Here is a 21,786-nt window from a genome sequence, read left to right as displayed (position 1 = left end):
CGCGTTATCCTCGGATGGCCCAGAAAGCCAGGTTCAACCCGGGAAATTCGCCGGCGACATGGAACGCGAAACCGCCCGACTGTGCCAGCAGCTTCCAGTGCTCGCTGCCACGATCCAGTTCGTAATAAGTCGACCCTGCGTGGAACGGAATCTGCCGAGGCGCCACGGGTAACGGCAACAGGCTGATGCCCGGCAATTGCAGGTTCACCAGATCGCGAATGTGCTCGACCGAACCGATCTTGCTCTGCTGTGCAAAGCGGCCACGCAGCGTCTCGCTGGGCATGTCGGCGCGCACCACCAGAATGAAGCTGGCGTTGTCGATCAAGGTGCGATCCTTGAGCATACCCACGTGAATGCCGTACGCCTTTTCGAGGATAGGGATCGGCGTGGCCTTGCTGTCGATCAACATCGAGAGCGCTTCGCGCAACGCGTCTATCACGGGTGCGAAACTCGCCGCCAGATCGTCATGTTGATAACGCACGAACGCGTCCGGCCTGCGTCCCGCGTTCGAGAACGTTGCGAACTCCCCCGCGAGGCTCACCAGTTCGCTGTAAAGACGCTCAGGGTGCAGCGGACTCAACTGGCTGAGGTGACTGATCAACGGTTGAGCGCGGTTGACCAGTTGCAGAAGCATGAAATCGGCAATTTCCGAAGCGCCGCCCGCGCCCGACGCGACCACCCGTCCCGCCAATGCCTCGCCGCGTTGGTGGAGCAGGCCCGACAATTCGCTGTGAAAGGCCGTGAGCGAGGCCGACGCCGCCACATCAAGGACCGGCGGGATGTAACTGTCATCCAGCACCAGTGCGCGGTCGGCGCGTCTTTCCTTGATCCGCACCAGTCCAACGGCAGCGTAGTCGCTCAAGCCGTCCTTCTCGGTGAGCAACCGAAAGGCCCGCGCACCAACGGCAACGGGTGCGCGATTTTCGAATGGCGCGTTGTCGTCGCGGACTTCGCGCACCTGACTGACGAAGCGCGCCCCGCCCGGTGTTTCCCCTTCGTCCACCGTATCTCGCTGACCCGCACGCTTGAGCGGCAGGGCCAGGTAAATCACGCCATCGCGCAAACCGTCCTCGACGTTCAGCGGGCTGGGCGCCAGGTCGTCATGGGGAATGTTGAACGGCGTGCCATCGGGAAGCAGTCCGCGTGCAGAGGTGATTGCCAGCTTGCCCTGCGCCAGCAGTCCGTGATCCAGCGACAGCTCGGAAAAGCCCCACGCTCCCGCCGACAGCGGACGGCTTCGAGCATCGATGAGATTCTCCAGGTAGCGGTCATGCTGCTGAAAGTGCTGTGTTCCGATGAACATGCCTTCCGACCAGACCACACGATTGTTCCAGGCCATGGGTTCTCCGATTGTCTATTGGGCAGGGCGGACAGATTGAGCGGCAGATGCGCGGCTCACGCTGACGGCGTGGGTGTCGAGGTGGATCTGGTATTCGCTGGCCTGACGTGGGGTGACGCTCAGCAATGCGCGCCATTGGGCTTGATCGATTTCGCGATAGCCCACGGCGAGTCCGACCTGACGAGTGGCTTCGTTGAGGTGGCGCTCCAGGGTCAAGTCCTGGCCCGGTTGCAACAGCACTTCATCCTGATCGATCAGGTCGGCGGCCAATGCACTCGGAGCACGCTCGGCCAGGGCGAAATAATCCGCACGACCGAAACTGGCAGCGTTTTTCAATTCGAAAATCCGCACCCGCACAGGCGCAGGTTGGCCATTGCTACCGGGGTTCAGCCCTGAGGCAGCGCTGAAATGCAGCGTGACGGTGGAAGCATCAGGGGTCGTGTCGACCGGCTGCGGCGGTTCCGCGTTTTTGGCACAAGAAACCAGCAACAGCGCCATGGCCATTGCCGATACCATTCTTCGAAACATCCTTCGTCCTCGTGACGTACTGACTGTCTATCCGTTTTTCCTGGTGTGTCGCTCAAGAGCGGCGCAGTCGCGTGCTGTGTTCCTCGTAGGCGCGGCTGAATTCACGGCCGAAGAGCACTTGAAAATCGTCTTCGGCTTCGCGGGAAATCAGTGTGTAAAGCTCGGTGAATTGCTGCCAGTGCTGGGCCTGACGTGAGCCGAACAGGTTCGACAGGGCGCCGGGCTTGCCCATCCGCGCCTCAAGCTCCGCAGGTTCGAAACGCTTGAGCAGCGCTTTGATTGCCGCCTCAACGCCCGCCATCACGGCAAGCTGGTGGGCACGCAGATCGTTGAAACTGTCCGCAATTGCGTGATCCGGGGCCATGAACGCCTGATTGCCGTGACGCAACAGCAACATCAGCGCCTCGTCGGCATTGGGCGCGAATTTCAGTGGATTGTTTTCCACGGGCTGAATCATGGTTTGCTGCAAGCGAAACTCACCCTTCAGGCTGCTGCGCGCCCGCAGCACGTCAATCAGCCCCTCAACCATCAGCCGATAACTGCGCCCGATGGACTCCATCTGCGTCTCGGTCTGTGCCGGATCGATCCGCAGGTGATCGAGACCCGCACCGCGCAGAAACGCCTTGAGCAGATCCGGATTTGACACGGAGGAAGCAGACTCCTGTGGGTTGTCCACAGGAGGGCTTGGCACCATGGAAACAGGCTCCGAATGAATCACTGAAACAACGGGAACAGGATCGGGCTGCACGACAGGAGCAGGCGCCTGGACCTTGGGCGTGTCAGCGAAAAGGTCCCAGTCTTCGGGAATGACGCCAGGTGCCGAAGCCTGTTTGGGCGGTGCGGGCGGAATGTTGGGCATGGGCGGCCGAAAATCATGACGTTCCGCCGGGACATGATCCGACTGGGTGGCTGGCGGGACGCTGGACGGGGTCAGGAAATCGAACAAATCGGGGAACGTGTCCTGAGCCGCGCCGCCTTGAAAATGCGCAGCAGAAGAAATGTCCAGCGCGACCGGCGCAGAGCTGTTCTGACGCCCCATCAACGCTTCGAAACTGTCGGAATAGTCAACTTTTGAAAGTCCCACTTCAGGCTCTTTCATTGCTGAATCAATGCGCGCTTGAATCTCGTAATCGCCAATGCGGATAACTTCGCCGTTTTCGAGCAGTTCGCTGTTTCCACGACGAAGCCGGACGCCCGCGTTTACGAGCTCAACACCATTAGTGCTGTTGTCGGTAATGTAGTAACGGCCGTCTTTATATTGAATGACGCAATGTCGTGAAGAAACAAGGCGTTCGGGATCGGGAAGTACCCAGTCATTTTCTTGACTGCGGCCAATTGCCATCACCCCGGTTCCCAGTGTTTTTTCGGGAACTTGGCCAGGGGTTATCTTGTGATAACTGGTGATAGTCAGACAGAGCGACACTGTGCCTCCTTGCTTGCACTTTGGGCCTCCGGACACAGACACGCGGGTCTACGCCTGACAGGGGAATGTCGTGCAAAAACGCTCAAAAAACAGTTTTAAACGGGTCAAACGGTGGCTTTTTCAAGATTCTAACCACACATCCGTGACAGTCATACAGAGACTGACTCGCCAGTCCTGCTGGCTGTTACATACATCACAACTGTCACAGAGGGCGCATAGCTTACCTTGACAACGGATAACTTCCACACCAAAAATGCACAACTTTCTGAACATGAATGATGTCCATGTGACATCACAGATCGTATAAAACAAAGAATGTTCCGTAGTTAGCGTAGGAAATTTCCTCGTTAACTATCAGAGTTATCCGCACCCGATAAGGAGATCGATTTTGGTGGATGTTCCGTTGTTGCTCGCTGCAGTTTCCGCGAACTCTCCCTGTGGCGAAGACCTGGAGTATGACGCGGACTTTTTGCAGTTGGAGCGCGACGCCCAAGGCAAGCCCGAGCGCATTATGGGTGATGCCGTTCACCCGGCAGAGCCGCCTGATTGGCGACTTGTGGAACAGTCCAGCATTGCACTTCTGCAACGCAGCAAAGACCTGCGGATCACCCACTTCCTCCTGCAAAGCGCCTTGGCCCTCGACGGATTTTCGGGGCTGGCCAACGCCCTGACGCTGATCAACGACCTGTTGGGGCAGTACTGGCCAACGCTCTATCCGCAGCTCGATGCGGACGACGACAACGATCCCACCGTACGCATCAACGCCCTGTCCGGAATCGCCTGCGACACCAACGTTCGGCTGTTGCGTGAGAGCCTGCTGACCCGCTCACGTGCGCTCGGCTCGGTCAGCCTGCGAGCTGCGCTGAACGCCAGCGGCTTGCAGAGTTTCGCAGACGAACACCTCACCGCCGACGAATTGGCAGGTGCACTGCGCGACACCGACGCCGAGCAGTTGTCCGCCGTGCGCTCCGCATTGCAGGAAGCCCACAGTGCTGCCGACGCCATCGAGCATTACGTGTCCAGCCAAGTGGGTTCGGCGCAGGGCGTGGATTTGTCCGCCCTGAAGCAACCGCTCAAACAGGCGCTGCACATCCTCGCCGAGTACGCGCCGGGCGGCATCGTGACCGAGCCCCATGCCCGCGAAACACGCGAAACCGAGACGTTCGTTGAGCCGTCACCAGAACGGGCTGAACTCGCCGCACCGCGCATGTCCGGGGACGTGAACAACCGCGATGACGTGGTCCGCAGCCTCGACAAAATTCTGAGTTACTACGCCCGCAGCGAGCCCTCCAGCCCGCTGCCAGTGTTGCTGAATCGCGCGAAAAATCTGGTGCACGCTGACTTCGCGACCATCGTGCGCAATCTGATTCCCGACGGCATGTCCCAATTCGAAAACCTGCGCGGGCCCGACGTCGAGTAACCCGGTTCGCTCAGGCAGCGAACCGATACCGATCAGGATCACGCAACCCCGTTACCGGCCTCGACCGATGACGCCAATCACGTCGCAGCAGCGACCAGGAGGAGCAACGTGGCGAACACCAGTTCTCAGAAATTCATTGCGCGCAACCGCGCCCCGCGGGTCCAGATCGAATACGACGTCGAGCTGTACGGCGCCGAGAAGAAGGTCCAGCTGCCTTTCGTGATGGGCGTGATGGCGGACCTCGCCGGTAAGCCCGCCGAACCGCTGGCCGCCGTGGCGGATCGCAAGTTTCTGGAAGTCGATGTCGACAACTTCGACTCGCGTCTCAAGGCCATGCAGCCTCGCGTCGCGTTTCATGTCCCGAACGAACTGACCGGCGAAGGCAACCTCAGCCTCGATATCACGTTCGAGAGCATGGACGACTTCAGCCCTGCCGCCGTGGCACGCAAGGTCGATTCGTTGAATCAATTGCTCGAAGCGCGCACTCAACTCGCCAACCTGCTGACCTACATGGACGGCAAGACAGGCGCAGAAGAAATCATCATGAAGGCGATCAAAGACCCGGCCCTGTTGCAGGCCTTGGCCAGCGCCCCGAAACCGCAAGGCGCTCAGCCCCAAGACACCGAGCCGAAGGCCTGATCAGGACGAACGACCATGACTGAATTGCTGCGTGACACCCAGGCCCCAGCCGCCCAGACCGAAGACGCCAACGCGTTCGCGTCGCTGCTGTTGCAAGAGTTCAAACCCAAGACCGAGCGCGCCCGCGAAGCCGTTGAAACCGCCGTTCGCACCCTTGCCGAGCAGGCACTGGCGCAGACCGATCTCGTCTCCAACGACGCCATTACCTCGATCGAGTCGATCATTGCCGCCATCGACGCCAAGCTCACCGCGCAAGTGAATCAGGTGATCCATCACCCGGAATTCCAGCAATTGGAAAGCGCGTGGCGCGGGCTGCATTACCTCGTCAACAACACCGAAAGCGATGAGCAACTGAAGATTCGCGTGCTGAACATCTCCAAGCCGGAGTTGCACAAGACCCTGAAGAAATTCAAGGGCACGGCGTGGGACCAAAGCCCGGTTTTCAAGAAGATGTACGAGGAAGAATATGGCCAGTTCGGCGGCGAGCCTTACGGCTGTCTGGTCGGCGATTACTATTTCGACCAGTCGCCACAGGACGTCGAGCTGCTGACCGAGCTGTCGAAAACCTGCGCGGCGATGCATGCGCCCTTCATCGCAGCGGCCTCGCCGACCGTGATGGGCATGGGGTCGTGGCAGGAGCTGTCGAACCCGCGTGACCTGACCAAGATTTTCACCACCCCGGAATACGCAGGCTGGCGTTCGCTGCGTGAATCGGAAGACTCGCGCTACATCGGCCTGACCATGCCGCGCTTCCTGGCTCGCCTGCCGTATGGTGCCAAAACTGATCCGGTGGAAGCCTTCGCGTTCGAAGAGGACACCGACGGTGCCGATAGCGCCAAGTACACCTGGGCCAACGCAGCCTATGCGATGGCGGTGAACATCAACCGGTCGTTCAAGCATTACGGCTGGTGTTCGCGAATCCGTGGCGTGGAGTCCGGCGGCGAAGTGCAGAACCTGCCTGCCCATACGTTCCCGACCGATGATGGCGGCGTGGACATGAAGTGCCCGACCGAAATCGCGATCTCCGACCGTCGCGAAGCCGAGCTGGCGAAGAACGGTTTCATGCCGCTGCTGCACAAGAAAAACACCGATTTCGCCGCCTTCATTGGCGCGCAGTCCTTGCAGAAACCGGCCGAATACGACGACCCGGACGCCACGGCCAACGCCAATCTGGCGGCGCGCCTGCCGTACCTTTTCGCCACCTGCCGCTTCGCCCATTACCTGAAGTGCATCGTGCGCGACAAGATCGGCTCCTTCAAAGAGAAGGACGAGATGCAGCGCTGGTTGCAGAACTGGATATTGAACTACGTCGATGGGGACCCCGCGCATTCCACCGAAACCACGAAGGCGCAGCAACCGCTGGCGGCTGCCGAGGTGGTGGTCGAGGACGTCGAGGGCAATCCGGGTTACTACAACTCGAAGTTCTTCCTGCGCCCGCACTACCAGCTTGAAGGGCTGACAGTGTCACTGCGCCTGGTGTCCAAGCTGCCTTCGGCGAAGGGCGCCTGATCTCGACACTGTGGGAGCGAATTTATTCGGGAACTGACTGGCAGGCGCCGAAAATGTATCGCCCGTCAGACCGCTTCGCGAACGAATTCGCGCCTACAGATTGAATCCCGAATCCTGAATGCCCACCGAATCCGGGCATTCGGGTCATCAACATCGTGGTGAAGACCACACTGGAGAAAACATGGCTGTTGATATCTTCATCAAGATTGGCGACATCAAGGGCGAGTCGCAGGACAAGGCCCACAAGGACGAAATCGATGTTCTGAACTGGAGCTGGGGCATGACCCAGTCCGGCAACATGCACACCGGCGGTGGCGGTGGTGCAGGCAAGGTCAGCGTTCGGGACCTGTCGTTCACCAAGTACATCGACAAGGCAACGCCGAATCTGATGATGGTGTGCTCCAGCGGCAAGCACATCGACAAGGTCACCTTGACCGTGCGCAAGGCCGGTGGCGAGAGCCAGGTCGAGTATCTGGTGATCACGCTGGAGGAAGTCATCGTGACCGGCTACGACACCGGTGGCTCGGGTGCAGAGGATCGCCTGACCGAGAAGTTGACGCTGAACTTTGCCCAGGTTCGTGTCGACTACCAGCCTCAGAAAGCTGACGGCACCAAGGATGGCGGCCTGATCAAGTACGGCTGGAACATCCGCACCAACACCAAGCTGTGATTGTCTCCATGCGCCTGCCCGTCTCGGGGCAGGCGCGTGGCCCAAATGGACATTTTTTGCAGGGAGCCATAGCCGTGGCCAAGCCGTCGTTTATCAATTTGTGGAATGCCTACGAAAGGTTGATGGCCGATCATCCCGCCGGCGATCCATGTGATGGGCCTTGGCTCAACCAGTGTGCGATTCGCATGAGCATCACGCTCAATGCAGAGCATACGATAAAGGTAAACAAATCCACCTACAGCGAACCCAAATGCGCCCATGAGCACGCCAGAGGGGCAGAGTCCCTGGCCAATTGGCTATGGAAAAACCAGCTCGGGCGTCCGGCGATTTATACGAATGGCGCATCTGATCGCGACAAAATCCTGAACAAGGTGGGGATCATCTTCTTCAAGGATTTCTTTTATCAGCCCAATGATGCAGAAGGACATCCGAGCGGAGATCACATTGATCTGTGGGACCGCGGGATTACCGCTACAAGGGGCAGCGACTACTTCCATCGATCCAAAAGCGTCTGGTTCTGGGAGCTCGCGTGATGAAATCTCTTGCTGTCATCCTTCTGAGCCTGCTGACCTTCGCAGCGTACGCTGGCACTAAACCCCAAGATCAGAAGGAAATACGCAAACTCGCTTTCGATGGCCGGAACATCAGCTTGATCAACGACGAAGGTCAGTGCGCCTTGGCACGCTCAGACGATTCGTTGCTGCGCCTTGACGTGAAATGGCCTTGCCAATTCAGCCAAAACTTTCTAGGTAAGGCAGTTCTCGAAAACTACCTTTCGGCAGACATATTTATGGTTCAGCACAGCGATCGCGCAGCATCTCCCGACACAAACTGCACGACGGATCTGCAGGCCATCCGCTATTTCAAAGGCCACGTGGAACTTGCTCCGGTACACCAAGTGGAAAGATGCAATATCCGCCAGTGGGACCAGAAAATCTTCGTTGGGCAGTTCGACTGGTGAACACCCTGACCTCTCGCGAACGCCTGCAGCCCTCGCTGCTCGACCGTCTGATCGATGATGAACCCGGCAATCTGCAGGAAAGCGCGGACAAACGCGTGCTGTCGCTCACTCAGCTCAAGGCGTCGGTATTACGAGACCTGACCTGGCTGCTCAATACAACGTCGTTGCTGGATGCCGACGCCACATTGCACACCCCTGCCGGTACGTCAGTGATTAATTACGGTCTGCCTGCGCTGGCCGGCAACAGCGCGTCGAGCATTGATGTCAGCGTCCTGGAGGGCTTGATTCATCAGGCCATCGCCACATTTGAACCACGCATCCTGCGCCATACCTTGCGTGTCCGCGCCCAGACCTTGCCCGACCAGATGAACCACAACGCCCTGAGTTTCGAGATCGAGGGCGACCTGTGGGCGCAGCCAGTGGCGTTGCCGCTCTTATTGCGCACCGATCTGGATCTGGAATCCGGTCATGTGCAGGTTGTGCCAGCCGAACAACGGAGACGCACATGAACCCGCGTCTGCTGGAGCTGTACAACCAGGAACTGCAACACGTACGCGAAAGCGCGGCGGAGTTTGCCAAGGAATATCCGAAGATCGCCGGGCGCCTGACGCTGTCCGGGCTGGACTGCGCCGACCCGTATGTCGAGCGTCTGCTGGAAGGATTTGCTTATCTCACGGCGCGAGTGCAGTTGAAGCTCGACGCCGAGTACCCGACCTTCACCCACAATCTGCTGGAAATCGCCTACCCGCATTACCTCGCACCGACGCCGTCGATGACGGTGGTGCAGATGCAGATCGACCCCAACGAAGGCTCGCTGAGCAGCGGCTTTACCCTGCCCCGTGACAGCGTGTTGCGCGCCACCTTGGGTCGGGACTCTCAGACATCCTGTGAATACCGCAGCGCCCATGCCGTCACCCTGTGGCCGCTCAAGGTCAGCCACGCTGAATATTTCGGCAACCCGGCTACCGTATTGGGCCGCCTCGCCGCCAGCGAATCCAAGGCGAAAGCCGGGTTGCGCATCACGCTGAAGACCGGCGCCGAACTGCCATTCAATTCACTGAATCTGGAAAACCTACCGCTGTACCTCAACGGCGCGGATGAATTGCCGTTTCGTCTTTACGAGCAGTTGTTGGGCAATGCCTGCGCGGTGTTTGCACGACAGCCCGGCAGCGATTGGGTGGAGCGCCTGCCAAGTGACGCGCTGAAGCCTCGTGGATTCGACGACCGGGAAGCCGCAATGCCCGTGGTCGCGCAGGCGTTTCAGGGCTATCGGCTTCTGCAGGAATATTTCGCCCTGCCCCAGCGCTACCTGTTCGTCGACTTCACCGGGCTGAGTCGTGCGGTGCAACGTTGCGAAGGCCAAGAGCTGGAATTGATCGTGCTGTTCGAGCGCCTTGATCAGAGCCTTGAAGGCAGCGTCGGGTCTCAGCAGTTTGTGCCGTTCTGCACCCCGGCGATCAATCTGTTTCCGCGTCGTGTCGATCGGATTCACCTGTCTGACCGGGTCAACGAACACCACGTGATCGCTGATCGCACGCGCCCGATGGATTTTGAAATTCATTCGCTGACTGGCGTGACAGGCCATGGCACCGGTCCCGAACAAGCGTTTTTGCCGTTCTACGCGGTGCGCGATCCATCGCGTTATGGCCGTGACAAAGCCTATTACACACTACGTCGCGAACCTCGCGTGCTGTCCAGTGAACAACGCCGTACTGGAACGCGCTCAACCTACGTCGGCAGCGAAACCTTTGTCAGTCTGGTGGACAGTCAACAGGCCCCGCATCGTCATGATCTGCGTCAGCTGGGCGTCAGCGCGTTGTGCACCAATCGCGACCTGCCGTTGTTCATGAACGTGGGCGGCGGCAAGACCGATTTCACCCTCGCCGACAGTGCACCGGTCACATCGATTCGTTGCCTGGCAGGCCCAAGCCGTCCTCGCGCCAGCCACGCCCACGATCAGAAAGCCTGGCGCCTGATCAGCCAACTCTCGCTGAATTACCTGTCACTCAGCGAGCAGGGCCAAGGCGCTGCGGCATTGCGTGAGTTGTTGCGTCTTTACGGCGACGCTCAAGACGCTGCCCTGCAATTGCAGATCGAGGGGCTGATTGACGTGAGCAGCAAGCCCTGCACCCGACGCCTGCCGATGCCGGGGCCCATTGTGTTTGGGCGTGGATTGGAAATCACCCTGGAGTTCGACGAGAACGCCTTTCGCGGCACGGGCGTCTTTCTGATGGGCTCGGTGTTTCAGCGCTTTCTGGCGCGTTACGTGTCCATCAACAGCTTCACCGAAACCGTGATTCGCACCCGCGAGCGCGGCGAGATCATGCGCTGGAAAGCTCAGCCCGGTCGGCGTCCGACATTGTGAGTACGCTCACCGACATGCACGAAGCGCCGTGGGAGTACGATTTCTTCCAGGCGCTGCGGCGCATCGAGTGCGAATCCCCGGAGCTGCCGCGCTTCGGGCATTCCGTGCGACTGGCCGACGACCCGTTGAGACTGGGTCAGCAGCCCGACTGCGCTTTCGCGCCTTCGACCCTGGCAGCGCTGACGCCTGCTGACGACGAACGGCCAGCGCGGCTCGAACAGTATTTCTTCGGTCTGGGCGGCCCCAACGGCCCGTTGCCGCTGCACCTCACCGAGTACGTCCGCGAGCGCGAGCGCAATAACGCCGACAGCACCAGCAAGCGCTTTCTTGACGTGTTCCATCATCGCCTGCTCAGCCTGTTTTATCGGGCGTGGGCGGAGGCTCGCCCCACCGTCAGCCACGACCGGCCCGACGATGACTATTGGTCCGCCCGGCTCGCCGCGTTCAGTGGCAGAGGCATGCCGAGCCTGCTGCATCAGGGGCTGATTCCCGACACCGCCAAGCTGCACTTCAGCGGTCACCTGTCCGCGCAAACCCGCTACCCCGATGGCCTGAAAGCGATCCTTGAGGATTATTTCGGCCTGCCGGTGGCGATCGAGGAGTACGTGGGTCAGTGGCTCGAATTGCCCGAACGGAGCCGCGTGGGTGTCAGCGCCAACCAGTTGGGGATCGATTTCTGTCTGGGCAGCCACGTCTGGGATCGCCAGCATAAATTTCGCATCCGCCTCGGCCCTCTCACGCTCGACGAGTACATGGGCATGCTGCCCGACGGCGAGCCCTTCAAGCACCTGGTGGCGTGGGTCGCTGAATACCTGGGCCATGAACTGGACTGGGACCTGAACCTGATCCTGCAACAACCACACATTCCCACACTGCAACTCAACGGCCAGTTCCGCCTAGGGTTCAACACCTGGCTGGGACAGCCGAAAGAAGACGCCGACGACCTGATTCTCGCCCGACATTACGCCGATCAGGCGAGTGCCGCGCAACCTGACGTCGCGCCTTCACTACACCAATTCGCAAGGAGCACGAAACATGGGTGAAATCAGTCGCGCGGCGCTGTTCGGCAAACTGAACAGCGTCGGTTACAAGGCCATCGAAGCCGCCACGGTCTTTTGCAAGCTGCGGGGCAACCCGTACGTGGAACTGGCGCACTGGTTTCATCAGTTACTGCAACTGCAAGATTCCGACCTGCATCGCATTATTCGCCAATTCAACGTCGAACCGGCGCGCCTCGCCCGCGACTTGACCGAAGCGCTGGACCGCCTGCCACGAGGGTCGACGTCGATCACCGATCTGTCCTCCCATGTCGAAGAAGCCGTCGAGCGCGGCTGGGTCTACGGCAGCCTGATGTTTGGTGAAAGCCAGGTGCGCACGGGCTATCTGCTGATCGGCATCCTCAAGACGCCGAGCCTGCGTCACGCGTTGCTCGGCCTGTCGGGCGAGTTCGACAAGATCAAAATCGAGGCCCTGAGTGAGCGCTTTGACGAGTACGTCGGCGACTCCCCGGAAAACGCCCTCAGCGCCAGCGACGGTTTCAACGCCGCCTCGACACCCGGCGAAGCCAGCGGCGCAATCGCGCCGAGCGCGATGGGTAAACAGGAAGCCCTCAAACGTTTCACGGTGGACATGACCGAACAGGCCCGCAGCGGCAAGCTAGACCCTATCGTCGGGCGCGACGAAGAGATTCGGCAAATGGTCGACATCCTCATGCGCCGTCGGCAGAACAACCCGATCCTCACGGGTGAAGCGGGCGTCGGCAAAACCGCCGTGGTCGAAGGCTTTGCGTTGCGCATTGTGGCTGGCGACGTGCCGCCTGCACTCAAGGACGTCGAACTGCGCAGCCTCGACGTCGGCCTGTTGCAAGCCGGGGCGAGCATGAAAGGCGAGTTCGAACAGCGTCTGCGCCAAGTCATCGAAGACGTTCAGGCCTCGCCCAAGCCGATCATCCTGTTCATTGACGAAGCCCATACGTTGGTGGGCGCGGGCGGTGCGGCGGGAACGGGCGATGCCGCCAACCTGCTGAAGCCCGCTCTGGCGCGGGGCACCTTGCGCACGGTCGCGGCGACGACGTGGGCCGAGTACAAAAAACACATTGAGAAAGACCCCGCCCTCACCCGACGTTTCCAGGTGGTGCAGGTCGGCGAGCCTTCGGAGGACAAGGCCCTGCTGATGATGCGCGGCGTCGCCTCGACGATGGAAAAACACCATCAGGTGCAGATTCTGGACGAAGCGCTGGAGGCCTCGGTCAAGCTGTCCCACCGCTACATTCCGGCGCGTCAGTTGCCGGACAAATCCGTCAGCCTGCTGGACACCGCCTGCGCCCGCGTTGCCGTGAGCTTGCACGCGGTGCCTGCGGAGGTGGACGACAGCCGTCGTCGGATCGAAGCGCTGGAAACCGAGTTGCAGATCATTGCGCGCGAGCATGCGATTGGTATCGACACGGGCGCACGCCGCACCAACAGCGAAGCGCTGCTCAACACCGAGCGCGCACGGCTGACAGAACTGGAAAGCCGCTGGAAGGAAGAAAAATCGCTGGTGGACGAGCTGCTCGCCACACGCGCCGAGTTGCGCGAAATCGCGGGCGTCGTCGATCAGGACGTTGAGGCCGGGCAAAGTCACGCGCAGCGGGAAAAGCTGGCCGACCTGCAATCACGCCTCAGCGCCCTGCAAGGCGAAAGCCCGTTGATTCTCCCCACCGTCGATTATCAGGCCGTCGCCTCGGTGGTCGCCGACTGGACCGGCATCCCCGTCGGCCGCATGGCGCGCAACGAGCTGGAAACCGTGCTGAACCTCGACCAGCACTTGAAAAAGCGCATCATCGGCCAGGACCACGCGTTGCAGATGATCGCCAAACGCATCCAGACGTCTCGCGCAGGCCTCGACAACCCGAGCAAACCCATCGGCGTGTTCATGCTCGCGGGCACGTCGGGCGTGGGCAAGACCGAAACCGCCCTCGCCTTGGCCGAAGCCATGTACGGCGGCGAGCAGAACGTCATCACCATCAACATGAGTGAGTTCCAGGAAGCTCACACGGTCTCGACGCTCAAGGGCGCCCCGCCCGGTTACGTCGGCTACGGCGAAGGCGGCGTGCTGACCGAGGCGGTGCGTCGCAAACCGTACAGCGTCGTGCTGCTGGACGAGGTGGAGAAAGCTCACCCGGATGTGCACGAAATCTTCTTTCAAGTGTTTGACAAGGGCGTCATGGAAGATGGCGAAGGCCGGGTGATAGACTTCAAGAACACCCTGATCCTGCTCACCACCAACGCCGGTACCGAGCTGATTTCACATCTGTGCAAAGACGCGCAAAACGTGCCCGATCCGGAAGAGATCGCCAAAGCCCTGCGTCAGCCGTTGCTGGAAATCTTCCCGCCCGCGCTGCTCGGGCGGCTGGTGACCATCCCGTATTACCCGCTGAGCGACACCATGCTCAAGGCGATCACCCGCCTGCAACTGAACCGCATCAAGAAACGCGTGGAAAACACGCACAAGGTCGCATTCGACTACGACGACGCGGTGGTCGATTTGATCGTCTCGCGCTGCACCGAAACCGAAAGCGGCGGCCGAATGATCGACACCATTCTGACCAACACCCTGCTGCCGGACATGAGCCGCGAGTTCCTGACGCGCATGCTCGACGGCAAGCCCATGGCGGGGGTCAGGATCAGCGAGCGGGATAACCAGTTGGATTATCGATTTAGCGATGTCGGGGTTTGATCCGACGCCATCGCGAATGAGTTCGCTCCCACGGGTCATCACGCGCCTCTGCGGGAGCGAATTCATTCGCGAAAAAACGCCGCTCCCGAACTTATGAGATAACCCATGCTATTCACGCAACTCACCCGCTTGGCGCAAGTCAGCAGCCCGCTCGGCACGAATGTTCTGCTGCTCAAAAGCCTGGCCGGCACGGACGAATTGGGTCGGCTGTTCACCTACGAGCTTCAACTGACCTCCCTCGACGACGCCATTGACCTCAACCAACTGCTCGGCAAGCCCATGAGCGTGTCGGTGCAGTTGGACGGTGGCGGCAGCCGTCACTTTCACGGGCTGGTCGCGCGGTGCGGTCAGGGCGTGGACACGGGCCAGTTCGCCAGCTATCAAGTCACCTTGCGCCCTTGGCTGTGGATGCTGACCCGCACGTCCGACTGCAAGATTTTTCAGCACCTGACGATCCCGCAGATCATCAAGCAGGTGTTTCGCGACCTCGGCTTTTCAGATTTCGAAGACGCTCTCAGCCGCCCGTATCGGGAGTGGGAATACTGCGTTCAGTACCGGGAAACCAGCTTCGATTTCGTCAGCCGCTTGATGGAACAGGAAGGGATTTATTACTTCTTCCGCCAGGAAAAGGACCGTCACGTGCTGGTCCTGGCCGATGCCTACGGCGCTCATGCACCTGCGCCCGGTTACGAATCCGTGCCGTTTTACCACCCTGACGGCCAGCATCGGGAACGGGATCACATCAGCGGCTGGAAACTCGCGCAGGAAGTCCAGCCCGGTTCTCTTGAACTCAACGACTACGATTTCCAGCGCCCCAGCGCGCGCATTGACGTGCGCTCCGCCATGCCCCGTCCACACAGCGCGGGCGACTATCCGCTGTTCGACTACCCCAGCACTTACGTGCAGAGTGAGGACGGCGAACACTACGCGCGCACCCGCATCGAAGCGATTCAGAGCCTGCACGAACGGGTCGAGCTGAACAGCAACGCACGCGGTCTTAGCGCCGGCCATGTGTTCAGCCTCAGCGGTTTCAGCCGTCAGGATCAGAACCGGGAATACCTGATTGTCCGCGCTGAATACACGGTCACCCAGGAGAGCCTGGAAACCGGTCAGGGCAATGGCGGACTGCAATTCGAAAGCGACCTCACCTGCATCGACGCGCACCAGAGTTTTCGTCCTCTGCCCGCCACCCCGCGCCCAATCGTCAAAGGCCCGCAGACCGCCCTCGTCGTCGGCCCCGAGAAAGAAGAAATTTTCACCGACTCCTTTGGCCGCGTGAAAGTGCACTTCTATTGGGACCGTCACGATCAGTCCAACGAAAACAGCTCCTGCTGGATTCGGGTGTCCCAAGCCTGGGCCGGTAAAAACTGGGGTTCGATGCAAATTCCGCGCATCGGCCAGGAAGTCATTGTCAGTTTTCTGGAAGGCGACCCCGACCGTCCGATCATCACCGGCCGCGTCTACAACGCCGAACAGACCGTGCCCTACGACCTCCCCGCCAACGCCACGCAAAGCGGCACCAAAAGCCGTTCGAGCAAAGGCGGCACGCCCGCGAACTTCAACGAAATCCGCATGGAAGACAAAAAGGGCGAGGAGCAGCTGTACATCCATGCCGAGCGTAATCAGGACATCGTGGTCGAGGTCGATGAGAGCCATTCGGTGGGGCATGACCGGCATAAAAGCATTGGTAATGACGAGCAGGTGACGATTGGTCGAAACCGGGTTCGCGCCGTCAAACAGGACGATGTGTTGCTGGTGGGGTCGAGCAAAACCGACAGCATCAGCCGCAGCTATCTGATCGAGGTCGGTGACAACCTGCGTCTGGTGTGTGGCAAGAGCGTGCTGGAGCTCAACGCCAGCGGCCAGATCAACCTGACGGGCGTGCAGTTCAATTTCAATACTGAAGGCAGCGCCGAGATCAACACCGGCGGCAAGCTGCACTTGAACATCGGCGGTGGCCCGGGCGCAACGCCCGATGGCCAGGGCGACAAGGGCAGCATCGATGCCGCCGTCAAAGGGATGTTTCCCGAACCCAAATCCAGCCAGTGACCCTATTTAAAGAGAAGCCGTTGTCATGACTTACCGCATCAATGAATTCCAGTTCGCGCTGCCTGATCCCGAGCTGCAAGACAGCTCCATCAACATTCTCAAGTTTCCGGCGCTTGAGACCAGCCTGATTATCAGCCGCAGCTTTCTGGCCGATGACGAAACATTGCACAGCAATTTCGATGCACAGCTCAAGCGCCTGGAGCAGCAGGTCAGCGGCCTGCGTTATCAGCCCCCGCAGGCCGTCCGCGTGGGTCCGGCGCACGAAATCGAGGCCTTGGAGTTGCGCAGCCAATTCAGCAAGGCCACGGATAAGGTGTATCAGTACCAACTGGCGCTGGTGCTGCCCGGCACCCGCAAGATGCTCGCGCTGAGTTACGTCAAGGCTCAGCCGCTGGGCGAAGCCGAGGCTGAACACTGGACGCGCATAAAACTGTCCCTGACGTTCGACGGCATTCAGTGAGGTCGCCGCGGATGAGGGAAACGGATGTCTGACGCGTTATGGGCGGCCAGGGTAGGCGACGCGCTGTCACATACCTCGATGATGGCGGACATTCTTGGCGGCGTGCTCGAAGTGGCCGCCAACGTAGCAATAGGCGCATTGGCCACGGCTGCGGTGGTGGCGGCGACAGGCCTCACCGTCGCCACGGGTGGTCTCGGTGCCTGCGTGCTGGGGGCGGTGGTCGGCGTGGTGGTGGGCGTGGTCATGAGCAAGACCGGCGCCGACAAGGGGCTGAGCTCGTTATGCGAAGACATCGGCAACGGGCTGTTCCCGCCCACGGTGCAGGCCACGATTTCGACAGGCTCTACCGACACGTTCATCAATGGCATTCCGGCAGCGCGAGCGGCAGGCTCGGTGCCGTCAATGCTCGCCCCCACCGGTTCGGCCGAGGCAATTCCCGAGGAGGCTCAAGGTGAAGAGCCGGGCTTTCTCGACATGGCCAAAGGATTCTTCTCGCAAATGTGGCGTCCCACGGTGGCCGTCCCCGCGCCGGGTGCCGTTCCCAAGCCGCTGGACCTGGTGCTTTGCACTCGGCATCCGCCAATGCCACCGCAGTTTCTTGCCGAAGGCTCGGACAAGGTCACCATCAACGGCCAGCCCGCCGTTCGAAGCGGGGATCGCAGCACCTGTGATGCCACAGTTGCGTCCTCAGGACTGATCTCGCCCAACGTGCGCATCGGCGGCGGCAAAGTCGTGGTCCGCGAGATTCGCAGCGGCAAAACGCCGGGCATCGGTTTGGCGATTACCGCGTTAATGATGCTCAAAGGCAGCAAAGGCAAATTCCTCAGCAATTTGCCGTGCATGCTGATGAGTGGGGTGAATTCTTTTGTCGTGAGTTCTGCGATGGGCGCGCTGACCCACGCTATCGCAGGCTCGCCGAACCCCGTCCATGCGGCGACAGGGGCGAAAGTCTTGGGAGGCGCCGAAGAGCTGGATTTCGCCTTGCCCGGCATCCTTCCGCTGGCATGGCAACGCTTCTACAGCAGCCGGGACGAGCGACGTGACAGCCTGTTCGGTGCGGGTTGGAGTGTCGCCCATGAAATCAGCGTGCAGGTCGAACCGCATCCCGACGGCGGCGAACGGCTGGTTTACATCGATGAACAGGCGCGGCGGATTGATGTAGGATCGATTCCGCTGGGCGGCGCCACGTTCAGCGCAGGCGAAGGTTTGGCCGTGCGGCGTCATGGCAACGGCCAGTTACTGATCGAAAGCGAAGACGGTCTTTATCGTCTGTTCGAGCCTACGTCGGCCGACCCAGCCCGCCTGCGTCTCACGCAATGGGGCGACCGGAATGACAACCGCCTTTATCTGGATTACGACGCTGACGGGCGGCTGATCCAGCTGCGCGACACCTTCGATGTTGTACGGGTGACGTTGGTCTATTCGGCGCAATGGCCGGGGCGCGTCGAACGCATCGACCGGGTATTCGATGATCATTCCGTGGAAACGCTGGCCACCTACGGTTTTGACGCGCGCGGCGATCTGTCCGAAGTCCGTGATGCATTAGGCCATGTGCAGCGCCGCTTCACCTACGACAGCGCTCAACGCATGGTCGAGCATCAATTGCCCACAGGGCTGCGCTGTTTTTATGACTGGGCGTTGATCAATGATCGTGAGTGGCGCGTCGTGCGTCACTGGACCGATGAAGGCGACGAGTACCGCTTCGACTATGACCTGAGTGCAGGCGTGACGCGGATCACCGATGGCCTGAACCGAGCGAGCTTTCGTCGTTGGAACGCGCAGCACCAGATCACCGAGTACACCAATAATCTGGGCGATACCTGGCAATTTTCGTGGAACGATGAGCGTCAGTTGCTGGGGGCCATCGATCCCCAAGGCGGACAGTGGCAGTACGCCTATGACGAGGCAGGCAATCTCTGTTCAAGCCAGGACCCGTTGGGGCGCATCACCTCAACACTCTGGCTGGAGCACTGGTCGCTGCCGTTGACCGAAACCGACGCGGCGGGCCATAGCTGGCAATACCGTTACGATGCACGCGGCAACTGCACCCACGAGACCGACCCGCTCGGTCATCTCACCCAGTACCGCCACGACGAGCGCGGACAGGTCCGAGAAATCGTCGATGCCACAGGCAAGATCAAACGGCTGCATTGGAACGAACACGGGCAGTTGACCGAACACATCGACTGCTCCGGATACCGCACAGCGTTCGGCTATGACCGACGCGGCCACCTGCACTTCATCGCCGATGCGCTGGGTGAGCGCACGGTGTATCAGCACGACGTTCAAGGACGGCTGCTGCAGCGCCAGCTGCCCGAAGGGCGCGTCGAGCATTACATGCGAGACAGCAGCGGACGGCTGACCGGCTACACCGATCCCGCAGGCCATACCACCCGTTATCAATACGACCGCCGTGGCCGGGCGCGGCAACGCCTCGACGCTCATCAGCGTCAGGTGCAGTTTCATTACGATGGCTATGGTCGGCTGGACGCGCTGACCAACGAGAATGGCGAGCGCTATCGATTTGCGTGGGATGCAGGGGATCGGCTTGTCGCACAGCAGGATCTGGATGGCAGTCAAAAGCGCTACACCTACGACGCGCTGAACAATCCGGTTCGAATCGAGCAACATCCCTCACTGGATGCGGGCATTCCCGCTTCTGACGCGATGAGCCATCTGCTGGAACGCGATGCGGCGGGACGGTTGACTGCCAAGACGACCGCCGATGGTCGAACGGATTACCACTACGACGCGCGGGATCAACTCACCGAGATCACTTTCACCAATCCGGACGGCGCGCAGCAAAGGGTGGGCCTCACTTACGACGCCGTTGGCCAATTGCTGACTGAAAACTCTGCCTCCGGGGCGCTTGAGCATCATTACGACGAACTGGGCAATCTCACTCAGACCCTGCTTCCGGATGGCCGCTGGCTCAATCGTCTGCATTACGGCAGCGGCCATCTGCACCAGATCAATCTGGACGGCGAAGTCATCTGCGACTTTGAACGTGACCGGTTGCATCGCGAGGTGCTGCGCACCCAAGGCCAAATCAATACCCGCAGCCAGTACGACCGCAGCGGCCGGTTGCGCACGCGCCAGCAACGGCTCGCCGGTCAGCCGGTTCAATTGCCCGCTGAGAGCGCAAAAGACTATGAATACGATCCTGCAGACAATCTGATCAGCCGCCTGCAGCGGAATCGTCAGAGCGATCAGCGCACACTGCTGCACTACGATGCCACGGCGCGAATTCTCGCTACCCAGGAAAGCGCTCACGGTCGCGATGAAATCTTCGCCTACGACGCAGCGGCCAACCTGCTGGACGGTCCCTCTCCCAACGCTGGATGGGTCCGCCATAACAAGCTGCTGACCTGGCAGGACAAACGCTATCGCTACGACGGCTTCGGCCGAATGATCGAAAAACACAGCGTGCGACTGGGCACTCAGCGCTTCGTTTACGACGCCGAGAGCCGTTTGATCGAAGTTCACAACCCGAATGGCCATGTGGTGCGCATGACCTACGACCCGCTGGGTCGACGCGTCGGCAAAAGCGAACACAACGCGAAGGGTTTGCTGATCGGCGAAACCCGCTTCGCTTGGGACGGCCTGCGTCTGCTACAGGAGTATCGTCACGCCCAGACCAGCCTTTATGTCTACGCGGACGATCGCCACGAGCCTGTCGCGCGGGTCGATGGCAGCGGTGACTTTCAGAAAATCCGCTATTACCACAACGACCTCAACGGCCTACCCGAACAACTGACCGAGACCGACGGCCACATCGTCTGGCAGGCGCATTACCAAGTCTGGGGCAAAACGGCCGAAGAGGTGCGCGAGCCCTATTTCATTGAAGAGCAGAACCTGCGTTTTCAAGGCCAATACCTTGATCGCGAGACGGGACTGCACTACAACACCTTCAGATTCTACGACCCGGACGTGGGCCGGTTTACCACGCCAGACCCGATTGGGCTGGCGGGTGGGATCAATTTGTATGCGTATGCGCCGAATCCGATTGAATGGATCGACCCACTTGGTTTAGCCGCTTGCGGGAGGAAAGTCGAAGCGCTGCGTAATGGGCCACAAAAAACAGTCGTAAGTGTGAAATCCAAAACCGAGGCTCACGAGCTGGTCACGGAAGCGTTCCCCGGCGCGCAAAAAGTTCGTGGCATTGGCTCGCAGGATGCGGCGGGAATAAGAAAGAAACACAAAATGGAACAGTTCAAAAAGAAAGACGGGACGGTTCGTTATCGAAAAGACTATCCCATTGACAAAGCGACCGGACGGGTGTTCGGACACGATGATCCAAAAGGGACAGGACACGGAGAGCTCCCGCACATCAACATCAAACGCGCGGATGGCACGATGGTACGCATCGATGTCACTGGCTGAGAATATCGTATGGACCACTTGATCAAAGCTCTCGACTCGGGAAAGAGGCGTGGATATGACGAAGTCCGCCCACTCGACTCAATTCAATATCTATTTCAGTACGCCATAAAGAAAGAGAAGGAGAACTATGTCACCTATTTCTTGAAAATTGAGGAGTCCAAATATGACGTATTTGAAGACTATGCCGATGAAACAATCCTCACATTTTCAACCTTGAAAGACGCCCTGCAGTATTTGGAAGGTAAGGGAGCGGACATCAACAAATTAAGTCCCATCAAAGGAACATTACCGTTCTAACGATGGGGCTCATCTGAACTCAAGGC

At 59.9% G+C, this 21,786-nt stretch carries 17 protein-coding genes; 14 read left to right on the top strand and 3 right to left on the bottom strand.

The window, feature by feature from the left end; genetic code table 11:
- Nucleotides 1-4 precede the first annotated feature (4 nt).
- From tssK to tagH, 3 genes are read right to left on the bottom strand one after another with little or no spacing between them, the layout of a single operon-like run.
- Nucleotides 5-1,339: a type VI secretion system baseplate subunit TssK gene (gene tssK, locus ACWKWE_RS24170; protein ID WP_483851930.1), complete on the bottom strand. Its 1,335-nt coding sequence runs from the start codon at nt 1,337-1,339 to the stop codon at nt 5-7.
- 15 nt (nt 1,340-1,354) lie between these two features.
- Nucleotides 1,355-1,867, bottom strand: coding sequence for a type VI secretion system lipoprotein TssJ (gene tssJ, locus ACWKWE_RS24165; protein WP_483851929.1), 513 nt, complete (start codon nt 1,865-1,867; stop codon nt 1,355-1,357).
- 52 nt (nt 1,868-1,919) lie between these two features.
- Complete coding sequence (tagH, locus tag ACWKWE_RS24160; protein ID WP_483851928.1) at nt 1,920-3,290, bottom strand: type VI secretion system-associated FHA domain protein TagH; 1,371 nt, start codon at nt 3,288-3,290, stop codon at nt 1,920-1,922.
- 391 nt (nt 3,291-3,681) lie between these two features.
- Between tagH and tssA the strand changes: the two genes are divergently transcribed.
- The 14 genes from tssA (at nt 3,682) to ACWKWE_RS24090 (ending at nt 21,760) form a co-directional block, all read left to right on the top strand.
- Entirely contained in the window at nt 3,682-4,710 is a 1,029-nt protein-coding gene (gene tssA, locus ACWKWE_RS24155; RefSeq protein ID WP_483851927.1) for a type VI secretion system protein TssA, read from the top strand.
- A 108-nt stretch (nt 4,711-4,818) separates the two neighbouring features.
- Nucleotides 4,819-5,349 (top strand): type VI secretion system contractile sheath small subunit, encoded by a 531-nt coding sequence (gene tssB / locus ACWKWE_RS24150; RefSeq protein ID WP_166595854.1) that lies wholly within the window; start codon nt 4,819-4,821, stop codon nt 5,347-5,349.
- A gap of 15 nt (nt 5,350-5,364) precedes the next feature.
- Nucleotides 5,365-6,858, top strand: coding sequence for a type VI secretion system contractile sheath large subunit (gene tssC, locus ACWKWE_RS24145; RefSeq protein WP_166595855.1), 1,494 nt, complete (start codon nt 5,365-5,367; stop codon nt 6,856-6,858).
- A gap of 181 nt (nt 6,859-7,039) precedes the next feature.
- The gene (locus tag ACWKWE_RS24140) at nt 7,040-7,528 is read left to right on the top strand and encodes an Hcp family type VI secretion system effector (protein WP_166595856.1); all 489 of its coding nucleotides are present in this window, start codon (nt 7,040-7,042) and stop codon (nt 7,526-7,528) included.
- A gap of 74 nt (nt 7,529-7,602) precedes the next feature.
- Nucleotides 7,603-8,061, top strand: a complete 459-nt coding sequence (locus ACWKWE_RS24135; protein WP_166595902.1) for a type VI secretion system amidase effector protein Tae4 — start codon at nt 7,603-7,605, stop codon at nt 8,059-8,061.
- Nucleotides 8,061-8,489, top strand: coding sequence for a hypothetical protein (locus ACWKWE_RS24130; RefSeq protein ID WP_483851926.1), 429 nt, complete (start codon nt 8,061-8,063; stop codon nt 8,487-8,489). The genes ACWKWE_RS24135 and ACWKWE_RS24130 overlap by 1 nt, the downstream gene beginning before the upstream one ends.
- Nucleotides 8,486-8,998: a type VI secretion system baseplate subunit TssE gene (gene tssE, locus ACWKWE_RS24125; RefSeq protein WP_483851925.1), complete on the top strand. Its 513-nt coding sequence runs from the start codon at nt 8,486-8,488 to the stop codon at nt 8,996-8,998. The genes ACWKWE_RS24130 and tssE overlap by 4 nt, the downstream gene beginning before the upstream one ends.
- On the top strand, nt 8,995-10,854 hold the full coding sequence (tssF, locus tag ACWKWE_RS24120; protein ID WP_483851924.1) for a type VI secretion system baseplate subunit TssF: 1,860 nt from the start codon (nt 8,995-8,997) through the stop codon (nt 10,852-10,854). Before tssE ends, tssF begins: the two co-directional genes overlap by 4 nt.
- Entirely contained in the window at nt 10,818-11,897 is a 1,080-nt protein-coding gene (gene tssG / locus ACWKWE_RS24115) for a type VI secretion system baseplate subunit TssG (protein ID WP_483852079.1), read from the top strand. The genes tssF and tssG overlap by 37 nt, the downstream gene beginning before the upstream one ends.
- Nucleotides 11,890-14,571, top strand: a complete 2,682-nt coding sequence (gene tssH, locus ACWKWE_RS24110; RefSeq protein ID WP_483851923.1) for a type VI secretion system ATPase TssH — start codon at nt 11,890-11,892, stop codon at nt 14,569-14,571. Before tssG ends, tssH begins: the two co-directional genes overlap by 8 nt.
- A 105-nt stretch (nt 14,572-14,676) precedes the next feature.
- A complete protein-coding gene (locus tag ACWKWE_RS24105; protein WP_483851922.1) occupies nt 14,677-16,620 on the top strand; it encodes a type VI secretion system Vgr family protein in 1,944 nt (647 codons plus the stop codon).
- Between the two features lie 25 nt (nt 16,621-16,645).
- The gene (locus ACWKWE_RS24100) at nt 16,646-17,080 is read left to right on the top strand and encodes a DcrB-related protein (protein ID WP_483851921.1); all 435 of its coding nucleotides are present in this window, start codon (nt 16,646-16,648) and stop codon (nt 17,078-17,080) included.
- Nucleotides 17,081-17,104: 24 nt separating this feature from the next.
- Nucleotides 17,105-21,463 (top strand): RHS repeat-associated core domain-containing protein, encoded by a 4,359-nt coding sequence (locus ACWKWE_RS24095; protein WP_483851920.1) that lies wholly within the window; start codon nt 17,105-17,107, stop codon nt 21,461-21,463.
- Nucleotides 21,464-21,472: 9 nt separating this feature from the next.
- Nucleotides 21,473-21,760 (top strand): hypothetical protein, encoded by a 288-nt coding sequence (locus ACWKWE_RS24090; protein ID WP_166595864.1) that lies wholly within the window; start codon nt 21,473-21,475, stop codon nt 21,758-21,760.
- Nucleotides 21,761-21,786 lie beyond the last annotated feature (26 nt).

It is taken from the genome of Pseudomonas salicis, assembly GCF_057128705.1.
The sequence above is the reverse complement of the archived record's forward strand: the minus strand, read 5'-3'. Positions and strand labels throughout refer to the sequence as shown.